The organism is Bradyrhizobium sp., from assembly GCF_019242285.1.
Taxonomy (GTDB): domain Bacteria; phylum Pseudomonadota; class Alphaproteobacteria; order Rhizobiales; family Xanthobacteraceae; genus Bradyrhizobium.
Window position 1 is genome coordinate 1 of record NZ_JAFAVV010000638.1, and the last position, 9,796, is coordinate 9,796.

The window sequence follows — 9,796 nt, forward strand, 5'->3', positions numbered from 1 at the left end:
GCATCGCGTGGCGATCCTTGCGGCCTTTGCCCTGCTCGACGCGCAGCATCATGCGTTCGGAATCGATGTCGGACACCTTCAGCGCGACGACCTCAGCGACGCGCAGCCCCGCGCCGTAAGCGACGCTGAGCGCGGCCTTGTATTTGATGCTCGGCGCGGCCTCCAGAAAGCGTGCAACCTCCGCAGACGCTCCACTTATCGACGCGGAATTTTTGTTCAGACAACCGGCACCAGTTCACATTACCTCCGTGAGGCAGCTCGAGGCCGATATCAGAACCTTCATCGATCTTACAACAAAAACCGAAGCCCTTCACGTGGACCATGTCTGCCGACCAGATTTTGGCCTACGTCAAACGCTTCTGCCACAGAACCCCAGCAGACTTTATGTGGCGAACCTTAGATTCACGTGACTAGTGCCGCGCGTTCGCCGCTTACACCGAGTGAAGCTGTGGTAACCGCCGCTGATCCCACTCTGCGGATGGGGGGCGTCTGCGCGACCGGTAGAAACTCAACACTTTCTGAGAAGTTTCGCGGTTCAGACGCGTAAACTCTTGCTTCATGGTGTCGAGGTCATTCGCTTTGATACAATGCTCCTTGGCGCCGAGAAAAAGCAGAGCCATCGCCGTTTCCCATTCCAAGTTTTGAGCTTTAGCCAGAATGAGTGTGAGTTCCGCGTGCGCCAGCGCGTGTTCGACCGCGTTGAAAGGCAGGGAAGCGAACAGTGAAAGTCCGACCGTCACCTCCTCGATCTTGTGGTCTCGTGCATATTCTAGGATGACTCTCTCGTTCAGTTCTCCGCGCCGATGACGAGCCGTGACGACCCTCTTTGCTGCGAAGTATTTCTCTGTTGCGGGCTTGAATCGCGATTGCAGCGCTCCGGCGACCTCGATTACGGATGATTGAATCGGTCCTATGAGATCCGGGCGCTCTTGTGCAAGCTTTCGTCTGACGTCCGCGGACGCCTTTGCGATCAACTGCTGGAACATCTGCCTCGGAATATCCTTCCGGAAGCCAAGGCTCTCCGCAAGGAAGGAATCGTTGCCGGAACGCTGGATCGTGTGCAGAAAGCTGAATTTCGAAAAGCTGGCGCCGTCATTGGCGACGACCGAAGCCAGAACTTCACGGTTGCCGCGAGCCACGAGTTCGTCCGTCACCTCGGAAGGGATAGACTTTCGCTTGGAGATTGCCAGAAGATGCGGCTGGCCCTTGGTCCTGATGTTACTGATCAAAGTCTTGGCGTCGAGCCGTTCGCTGCGTTCTAAAATTGGGCCAGCAACATCAATGCTGTCATCGAAGGCAAGCTTCTTGACGACATTCATCGGGGCGTGGGTTGCATTGGCCAGGCTCGCAGCTAGGCGAGCGCGGGCAGCGACCTCGATGACATCGGCAAGCCGTCCGATGACTTCACCGAAAGTCCAGATCTCCTCCTCGGCAAAGCGACCGACCATCAGCAAATCAGTCGCGTACCACAATGCCTTCTCCCGGCTTTCGGCCGACCCGCGCAAAATGGCGTCATCCAATTCCCGCAAGAACGATTTTGGTGCGATCATGAGGCCCTGGATGAGTTGGCAGTGCGGCAGCTCAGGGAGAGTCTTTGCAATGGCCTGGGCAGTCTAAAGCGCCTGCCTTAATCACTTCTGACCAATCCAACCGTCGCGGTCGAACATCGATATCACGACAGCGGCATCGAATTACCATATCAACGTCTTTGGCCTGAGTGCAGTGTGAGGACGCGCTTGTCCTCCGCGATCGCAAGCACAACTCCGGCTACGCGGCCCGATAGGCAGCGATCGCCTCTGGAGCGGCGTTTTCGACGAGCGACGGCGCCGACGATACCGACAGCGAGCTCGCGAGCTGACCTAACGTCGTCCACTCGACCGTGTCTCCATAGCGTTCCTCAATGTCGCAAAACAGACGGTCGAGATAGTTCATGTAGAGATCATCCACTCCGTCGAGATGTGTGTGGCCCGGGACATTCTTGGTGATATGCGCCTTGATGGACAGGACGCCACCCGCATCTAGAATGTCGAAGGCGCGCTCTGGCACCGAAGTCGCTTGAAAGTTGGAGCTGATATGCAGCAGGCCTGCCGCGATACGTTCTGGAAACAACATACTTACGCCGGTGAGACCAGACATCGCCGTTCTGGCGTCCTTGGACACGAGAGAAACTACATCTCGCGCAGACGTTACCCATTCTATTCCGATATCGCGGCACGCCTGCTGTAGCGCAGCGGTGCAAGTCCATCCTGGAGGTTGAAGCCCTCGTACGTAGCGCAAGCCAGCCTCGTCAAAAATTTGCAACGCTTCGGCCAGCATGGCCGCGCAACCCGCACGATCTTGATGTTCAAATTCGACGGACACCGAGGGACCTGGATTGACATGATGCAAACCGTGAAGAGCGATCTCGGTGCGCGGCAGCGCATTGAGGAAGGCGACAAACTCCGGATGGTTACGAAGGTCCATCGTCCCCTTCGGCAGGATCTTCGTGAGATAGACGCGATCGCGAAGCCAAGGCACATGTCGCCCGAGCCTATCGGCAATGGGCGCGATCCGTCGCCAGTCCGGCGTAACGAAGAAGGTGAGCTGCAATTGCGGATGCCGGTCCAGCAGCCACAGCACGTGCCGTAGCGCGCCTTTCTCGAGATCACCGCCGGCTTCATAAGCGCTTTTTGACGTCCCAGGGAAAATGTCGTCGATGGACATGACGACGACGGCCGACTTGCCGGGACAGTACCAGTGAATGGGGCCCAGCCGATTGTCGTCCAAAATGAATGCCTGACGCAGCTCCTGCGCTGGGCCGAATTGCCAACCGTCCATGTCGGATGCCTCGTTCCCTCGGCCTTGATCGCGATGTTGATCGAGCAATCAAGATCGGCGCGCATAGAGGCCAGATGACCAACGGCCTTGGCCCGGGAATTTTACGGGTAGGAAATCTTCTCATTGATGAATCAGCAATGAAGCTTCTTGCCAGACCGAGGGGCGACGAGCTCTTTCGTCCGCCGTTGGGGCTCCCTCATTCAAACTTAAGCTTGCAGAAATGCAATGGCGAGATCGTAAACGCAAAGAGAAGCTATTCTGTATAGTTTCCTGCGATTGCGATGCGCGGATGGAGCTGCGCATCGGCATGAGGGAATGGCAATGCCCGCCGAGCAAAGAAAAGCGTCGAACACCGGGGCGGAGGTATCCGAGTCCTCTCCGCTCAGTCATCCAGCTTCGTCTGAACCGATCGACGCAGCGGTCACAGATCGGTTCGGGAGCCTGGACGTGCGCGCTCAATCCGCGCTATTGCAGGAGGCCTTCGAGGCTTCGGGATCGCCAGAACTCGACATGGCTGTATCTGCTTCCGCGCCCCGACGACGCGGAATCCTGGCACGATTCGGGTGGCGCGTGTTCAAGTCGGCGCTCGGCCTTGGCATAGTTGTTATAGCCGGAGTGGGGCCGGTCCAGCGCCTGCTCGAACTGTCGAGCGCGGACGCGGTCATCAATGCGCGCCTGGTGTCACTGCGCGCACCGATCGAGGGCAAGGTCGAGAGGGCTGATTTGTTTCCGACTATCGGGGCGACGGCGCCTAAAGGTCGCGCAATGCTGCGCATTTCCAACAGCAGGGCCGACCGGGCACGGCTGGACGATTTGCAGAGGCAGGTCGATCAAACGGAGGCGGAGCGCCCTGTGATCGTCAAACGCCTGTCGAGTCTGAAGGAGCTCCACGAGCAGATTTCTAAGCAGGCGCGCGCATTTCAAGCCGGTCGCATCAGGGAGCTCGAAGCCCGTGTTCTGGACCTGAAGGCGCAAGCTTCCGCCACCGATGCTTTGGAGACCGAGGCCGCGTCGACGCTCGCACGGACGAAAGGGCTGGCCGCGTCAGGATTTCAAACCGCTGTGGCCGTGGAGCGGGCAGAACGCGACGAGAAGGTTGCAGCTCAGAACCAAAGGTCCCTCAATCACCGGCTGTTCGCCAGCGAGGTCGAGCTTGAGGGAGCGCGCCGCGGCGAATATGTCGGAGATTCCTATAATGATCGGCCGAGCTCGCTTCAGCATATGGATGATCTGTCGATCCGCCTTGCTGAGACCGAATCGGAGCTCAATGTCTACGACCAGCGCCTCGCCAAGCTCCACGCCGCGCTCGATGCGGAAGCTTCGCGATATTCCGAGCTCTCCAGCGTGGTGCTGTCGTCTCCCGCCGAAGCATCAGTTTGGGAGATCCTGGTCGCCCCCGGCGAAGAGGTAAGAAAAGGACAGGATCTTCTGCGCCTTCTCGATTGTTCCGGGACCATCATCAGTGCGACGGTTCGCGAAACCGTATACAATCAATTGCGGCTCGGTGACAACGCGCAGTTCCGCTTTTCCGGGCAATCGAAGAAATACAGCGGAACGATTGTCCGGATGTCGGGAAGCGCGGCGCCTCCGGACAACCTCGCGATTCAGCCGACAGGACTGTCGTCCGGGGGGTATCGTGTCGCCGTGTCGGTGCCCGAACTCGCGACGACGCAGTGTGCCGTTGGCCATTCTGGAACAGTCGTGTTCAATCCTTCCGCTGCCGGCAGCGGAACGTTGCAGTCGCTTAGAGAAGCGATGTCCTTTTTCTTGCCCTCTTAATCACCATGTCTATAACCGAATCGATCGCGCCGGCCCTGATTGCGACCGGCCTCCTATGCTTGGTGCTGCCCTGGGCTAATCGCGAAAGCAATTGGGTCCGTGCTGCGTTCATCGCTGTCTCATTGCTGATGACCTGGAACTACCTTGTCTGGCGGATCACTCAGACATTGCCGCAGTCCGTCTGGTCCACGGATTGGTTCTTCGGGCTTGGCTTTTTAGGCACCGAGCTGATGACCGGGATTGGCGGATCCATCACTTGGATCCTGTTGTCGAAGAATTCGTCGCGGTCGACGGCCGTTGCGGCCAACATGCCGTGGCTCATGCGAACGCGGCCGCTCGTCGACGTCCTGATCTGCACCTACAATGAAGACAAGGCGATCCTCGAGCGCACCATCATTGGTGCGATGGGTATGGGCTATCCGAATTATAGGGTTTGGGTCCTCGATGACGGAAGGCGCCACTGGTTAGCCGATCTCTGCGACCACAAGGGCTGCCACTATCTTACAAGGCCGGATAATTCCCATGCCAAGGCCGGCAACATCAATCATGCCATGAAGCATCTTGCGAAACTGGAGGCGCCCCCGGATTTCATTGCGGTTCTCGATGCCGACTTCGTGCCTTTTTCAAATTTCGTCTCGCGCGCGCTGTGCCTGTTCGAGGATCCGGCTATCGGCATTGTCCAGACGCCGCAGCATTTCTTCAATCCGGACCCGATCCAGAGCAGTCTCGCCATCACGGAAGTCTTTCCTGACGAACAGCGATTTTTCTTCGACATCATCATGCCTGCCAAGGACGCCTGGGAGCTGGCGTTCTGTTGCGGCACCTCGTCCATTATTCGATTCTCCGCATTGCGTGAGATTGGAGGTTTTCCAACGGACTCGGTGACCGAGGACTTCCTTCTCACAGTGCGTCTACGGGAACGCGGCTACAAGACGATCTACCTGAACGAAAAGCTTTCAGTCGGTCTCGCCCCTGAGGGCATTACCGAATACGCAACGCAGCGTACGCGCTGGTGCCTTGGCCTTGTGCAAATCTGTCGCGGTCCCTCCGGTCCATTCCGGCTCGGCAACGGCCTTCCACTCGCGTTCCGAATAAGTCTCGTCGAGACATTTCTCTACTGGGGCGGCAGTTTTCTGTTTCGCATGTTCTGTATGCTCGCGCCCGCATTGTATTTCTTGTTTGACATTCGCATGGTGCAGGCAAACCTCTCGGACGCAGTGGCTCACTTTGTTCCCATGGTGATTACGCAAATTGCGATTACGACCTGGCTTGGCGGCGGCCGTATGTTGCCGATCATTGCCGACGTCTACCAGATGCTCATTGCTCCGGAGATTATTTTAGTTGTAGTCTTTGCCCTCGTTCAGCCGCGTGGACACACATTCAAGGTAACACCAAAAGGAATTCACTATGGCGGCCTGAATGTTCATTGGGGGCTGCTCGGCCGCTTCCTCGTTCTAGCATCCATCACGATCTTGGGTTTGATCAAGATGTTCGCATTCGACAGTTCTGACTTGATCCAAGATGGTGGGGCGCTCAACCTGTTCTGGGCTTGGTACAACCTCCTTGTCCTTACAATTTGTTGCTTGGTTTGCATCGAGCAGCCACGACGTCGTCTGGACGAGCGCTTCGCGACCAGCGAACCGGTGCTGATTAAAGTCGCCGGTCAGACGCTGATCTACGATGTCAAAGATATCTCCGCCAGCGGAATGCGTCTCGCGGGCGAGATATCGGGTCCCATCGGGTCGTCGGCGACAGTTATTTTGGAGGGGACCGAATGCCCCGCAGTTATTGCTCGCAAGGGCACCAACGAGTTTGCCGTCAGTCTCATTGGTGACAAGGCACGCGAGGTGATGACCCGGCGCGTCTATTCGGAGCGATACGGCAAGCCGATCGAAAAGGTCGATGCCGCTCGCGTTTTGGCCGGCATTCTGCACAGGCTCGCGCGATAAGGCGGCGACGCCATTAGCCGCAGACTGTTCGGTGACGTTGACGAAATCGTCGTAACCGTCCGCAGTAGACCGCGGGGGTAGCCAGTCTGGCGTGAGGCCGGATCAGGCGGCTTGGTTGATCCGGGTGGGGCGCCAGTTCCAGGGCAGCAAGTCGGCAAGCTCGGTGATCTTGTGATCGGCGATGCGGGCCAGGACGTCGGCGAGCCAGGCTTGCGGATCAACATCGTTGAGCTTGGCGGTCTGGATCAGCGTGAACATGACCGCTGCGCGTTCGCCGCCACGATCGGAGCCGGCGAACAGCCAAGCCTTGCGGCCGAGTGCAATCCCACGCAGCGCCCGCTCGGCGGCGTTGTTGCTCAGGCAGATGCGACCGTCGTCGAGGAAGCGCGCGAACGCATCGACACGCTTGAGCATGTAGTCCATGGCCTTGGCGACGGCATTGTGGTTGGAGAGCTTGGCGCGCTCGCGCTTCATCCATTCGATCAGTTCGTCGACCAGTGGCGCGACGTCCTTGCGTCGAACCGCTGCGCGCTCGGCGGGCGACGGTCCGCTGATCGCGCGCTCGGCGGCCAACACGGCATCGAACTTCTGCACGGCCACGAACGCGATCGGCGAGATGATGGCTGCGGTCCTGCCGCGAGCCTTCGAGGCGATGTCGGCGAGTTCGAACAGCTTGCGTCGCGCATGCGCCCAGCATGCCGCTTCGACGATCGGCCCAGGCTTCCGCTCCGGCCGCTCGTACAGCGCGTTGAAGCCGGCATACGCGTCGGCCTGCAAGATTCCCTGGTAGGCGGCCAGATGCCGCTCGGGATGCTCGCCGCCGCGATCGGGCGAGTAGAAGTACACGGCCGCCGGCGCAGCCTTGCCGCCGAACGGACGATCGTCACGCACATAGGTCCACAGCCGTCCCGTGCGCGTCTTCAGCTTGGCCAGCACCGGCACCGTGGTCTCGTCGCCATGGAGACGCTCGGCGGCGAACACATGGGCCTTGATCAGCTCGTAGAGCGGCATCAGGTTCGCCGCGCAGGCACCGACATGATCGGCCATGGTCGAGAGCGACAGCTCAACACCCTCGCGCGCGAACTGATCGCTCTGCCGGTTCAGCGGTTGATGATTGGCGTATTTGTCGACCAGGATTCATCGCGAGAGGCTCGGCCCGGCAAAGCCGCGCGCAATCGCATGGAAGGGCGCTGGCGGCTGTGTGATCTTCTCGCACGCCCGGCAGGAGAACTTCTCGCGCACATGCTGGGTGACGAACAATTGCCGCGGCACCACGTCGAGCGTCTCGGTGACGTTCTCGCCGATCTTCGACAGCTTGGTCCCGCCGCAGCACGGGCACGCGCTCGGCGCCGGGTGCACGATCCGCCGGCGCGGCAGATGCGCGGGGAAGTCGCGGCGTGTCTTGGCACGCGTGAAGCCTCGCAGCTCCACGCCGGCAGCTTGCGCCTTGGCCTCGTCCTCGGCTGCCGCCGCGGCCAGTTCCTCGAGCTGCAGCTCCAGTTGATCGAGCAGGCGCTGGCTGCGCTCGGAGCGCGGCCCGAACAGCTCGCGCTTCATCTTCGCGATCAGGAGCTGCAGATGCTCGATCGGCGCCTCGGCGCCGGAGAGTTTGGCACGCGTCTCGATCAACGCGGCCTTCAAGGCATCGGTGTCGTCGGGAAGGGAATCGGATGTCGTCGTCGTCATGCGACGACTGGATCACAATACCGCGTGATTCGCAGGTGCAATCCCGCGACATGAGTCAACGCGTCGCAGCTCAGCCCGCCGCCTGAGGACGAAAGCTGTGGATCGGCGGCAATCGATGGCGCTTCCTCCGCAACGCGCACCGGCGTGAACTGGACCGGCGCGGTCGCCCGCATCTGCCGCCGCCCAGCCCCACAGCTGGCTCGGATGAACGCCGGCTTCCCGGGCGATCGCCGACACGCTCGCTCCAGGCGCAAGCGTCGCTGCGACCAGCCGTCGCTTCTCCGCAGCGCTCCAGCGCCGCCGCCGCTCGACCGATGTAATGATCTCGACCCGCCCGTTCATCATGTGAGCACTCCTGTGAATACTCACGTGACTCACAGTCTCACTTATCCCGCAAGCCGGCCGCTATCTGAGGGATACAAATCGTCCTCTGACTATGAAATCGATACAGCTACTTGTCGCGCTAATCGATATGAGTGAAGCTTTTGCTCCGTGAGCGAGCGGATTCGACAGCCAAAGCACTCAAGCTTAGGGAATCAAACGGATCGAGTTATTGCGCCTGGGTGGCTGCAGGCAAAGGCAGAGCGGGATCAGGCGCACCACTTGGTTTTTTAGCCCGTAGTAGTCGGGGAGCTGCGCGCTGGTGTACGACTCGGTGAAGCTCTCTACCCCTGACTCGAACCCCCAACTTGGATTCGCTGACACTTGCGTTGCTGGCTCAAGCCGCCTGCCGAATTGGTGCTGCGTCCGTCTCATGGTCGGCCAGCCCATTGTGGCAGCCCAGCGTAGCTCGCCGGGCTGCACCGGGGCCGAACCAGCTTCGTAGAGCTTGATCTTCCACAATCGATCTTCCCAACGCTGCAAATACAGCGCTACTAATCGCTTGTTGCTGTTGGCGTAGGTGGTCTTCCAGAAGCTTGTGCCGAGTGATGTAGCCAGCGTTCACGCCCGGAATCGAATGATTCATCAGGAGCTTCGCGTCAATCTCGGACACACCGGCAGTGGTCGCGATGGTTCGGAATGTTTGTCGAAGGTCATTGCCCCACTTCGAGAGTTCATCTCGATCTTCCTTTGTTTCAGCGAGATGCCCCGATGCGCTGTCGGCAGGGAACACCCACTCTGTCGCCTGCGACGGATATTTTTCTCTACCAAAGCGAAGTAACCGCACCAGGCAGCGAACCATCTCTCGCGAGAGCGGGATATCAAATGCTCGTTTGCTGCCGCCCTTTTGGCTTAGGAATGTGCAATGTACGCCTTCGAAAATCTACGTGGCTAAGCTTGATCTCCCGCGAAGCGGTTGGCCGCGACCCTGACAACAACATCAACAGATGAAATTCACGACGGACAGGATTTTCCAGCGCGGCTAGCTGCGAGAACCAACTTTTCAAGTCACCAGCACCCATGCCGGTGTCCCGTCGCTTCTCTTCGTTCCAATCGACCGCGTCTGCAGGATTATCAGAAGGAAGCTTCTTGTTTGTCTTGCGCGCCTGTTTGTAGATTGCACGCAGAGTGCGCATGCTCCCGTTAGCGATATAAGGTCCATTTTCCTTGGTGACCTCATCGTG

General features: G+C 59.2%; 5 protein-coding genes and 4 pseudogenes. 3 read left to right on the forward strand and 6 right to left on the reverse strand.

Features of this window, described 5'->3' with window-relative positions; translation table 11 throughout:
- Positions 1–181, reverse strand: a pseudogene (locus JOY90_RS25985) (tyrosine-type recombinase/integrase); the annotation flags it as partial.
- 61 nt (positions 182–242) lie between these two features.
- Here JOY90_RS25985 and JOY90_RS25990 point away from each other — a divergent pair.
- Positions 243–400 (forward strand): annotated as a pseudogene (locus JOY90_RS25990) (IS630 family transposase); the annotation flags it as partial.
- 31 nt (positions 401–431) lie between these two features.
- Here the strand turns inward: JOY90_RS25990 and JOY90_RS25995 are convergent.
- Together JOY90_RS25995 and JOY90_RS26000 are read right to left on the reverse strand one after the other, a co-directional pair.
- On the reverse strand, positions 432–1,550 hold the full coding sequence (locus JOY90_RS25995) for a DUF2336 domain-containing protein (protein WP_291693967.1): 1,119 nt from the start codon (positions 1,548–1,550) through the stop codon (positions 432–434).
- A gap of 217 nt (positions 1,551–1,767) precedes the next feature.
- Entirely contained in the window at positions 1,768–2,817 is a 1,050-nt protein-coding gene (locus JOY90_RS26000; RefSeq protein WP_291693968.1) for a DUF2334 domain-containing protein, read from the reverse strand.
- A 321-nt stretch (positions 2,818–3,138) separates the two neighbouring features.
- On the opposite strand from JOY90_RS26000, the gene JOY90_RS26005 reads away from it, so the two are divergent.
- Both JOY90_RS26005 and JOY90_RS26010 read left to right on the forward strand, forming a co-directional pair.
- On the forward strand, positions 3,139–4,596 hold the full coding sequence (locus JOY90_RS26005) for an HlyD family secretion protein (protein ID WP_291693969.1): 1,458 nt from the start codon (positions 3,139–3,141) through the stop codon (positions 4,594–4,596).
- A 5-nt stretch (positions 4,597–4,601) separates the two neighbouring features.
- Complete coding sequence (locus JOY90_RS26010; RefSeq protein ID WP_291693970.1) at positions 4,602–6,545, forward strand: glycosyltransferase; 1,944 nt, start codon at positions 4,602–4,604, stop codon at positions 6,543–6,545.
- A gap of 102 nt (positions 6,546–6,647) precedes the next feature.
- On the opposite strand, the pseudogene JOY90_RS26015 reads toward JOY90_RS26010, so the two are convergent.
- The 3 genes and pseudogenes from JOY90_RS26015 to JOY90_RS26025 all read right to left on the reverse strand — a co-directional run.
- Positions 6,648–8,231 (reverse strand): annotated as a pseudogene (locus JOY90_RS26015) (IS66 family transposase).
- Positions 8,232–8,243: 12 nt separating this feature from the next.
- Positions 8,244–8,576, reverse strand: a complete 333-nt coding sequence (locus JOY90_RS26020) for a transposase (protein WP_367276999.1) — start codon at positions 8,574–8,576, stop codon at positions 8,244–8,246.
- A gap of 373 nt (positions 8,577–8,949) precedes the next feature.
- Positions 8,950–9,796: pseudogene (locus tag JOY90_RS26025) on the reverse strand (integrase); the annotation flags it as partial.